1 protein-coding gene and 1 pseudogene are annotated in these 820 nt (G+C 69.6%); both read right to left on the bottom strand.

Annotated features, from left to right (window positions below):
- Positions 1 to 197 (bottom strand): hypothetical protein (locus tag ELR45_RS37500; RefSeq protein WP_205856420.1); only part of this gene is annotated, 197 nt, incomplete at its 3' end.
- 225 nt (positions 198 to 422) lie between these two features.
- Positions 423 to 820 (bottom strand): annotated as a pseudogene (locus tag ELR45_RS37505) (hydantoinase/oxoprolinase family protein); the annotation flags it as partial.

Genomic DNA, 820 nt, shown 5'->3' on the forward strand with positions numbered 1-820 from the left:
GCGGCGACGACGAGGGCAAGCGCCACGGCGACGCCCACCGTCCGAAGTCGACGCACCGGTGCTCGGACGGCGGCTGCCGCGCCCGTGCCATTCGAGGGCGACGCCTGCCCGTGACGGCTGCCACCGGCAGCCGGCCCACGACGAGCGTCGTCCGGGCCCTTCATGATCCTGCGCAACACGCGAGACGTGATCGACATGTTCGTGTTCCTCTCAATGAAGAGGTTCTGTTGGGTGCGCCCGACATGCGGGCGCTGGAGTCTGAGCAGGTTGGGGCACCTGGATGCCCAGGCGTGCGCCCGGCAGTCCTCCGTGTGTCTGGACCCGGACAGAGGAGACGACATCGTGGTCGTGATCACGACCACGATGTAGTTCTGTGCCGGCTTTGAAGTGCATGAACCGACAATGTGGCCGCGGCGCGCCCATCACAGGAACCCCAAAGGACCGGCGGCTTTGACGTTCACCCGGATGGAGGGTTCCAGCAGGTAGGTCAGCGGCGTCTCCGTGATCTCGACGACCTCGGCCGCCGCCGGGTCGGCCCCAGCCTGAACCGCCCGCCTGATGGCCTTCTCGCTGGCGTCCTCGATGGCCGCCCGGCGCCCGTCTCCCGTCGGAACGATCGTCTCCCACCTGCCGCTGGCCAGTGCGATCGCCGCGCCCACGGCGTTCGCCACGTCGCCGTGGTCCGGCCGCAACACCTTGGCCGCACCCGGCACGTCGTCGGGAACCAGGAACGACCCGCCGCCGACGGCGACCACCGGACGGTCCCGCTTCCCCAGCGACATCTGGTCCACCGCGACGCCGATCGCCTCGTCGGACACAC

The sequence above is a fragment of the Phytoactinopolyspora endophytica genome (genome assembly GCF_004138495.1).
GTDB classification, from domain to species: Bacteria; Actinomycetota; Actinomycetes; order Jiangellales; family Jiangellaceae; genus Phytoactinopolyspora; species Phytoactinopolyspora endophytica.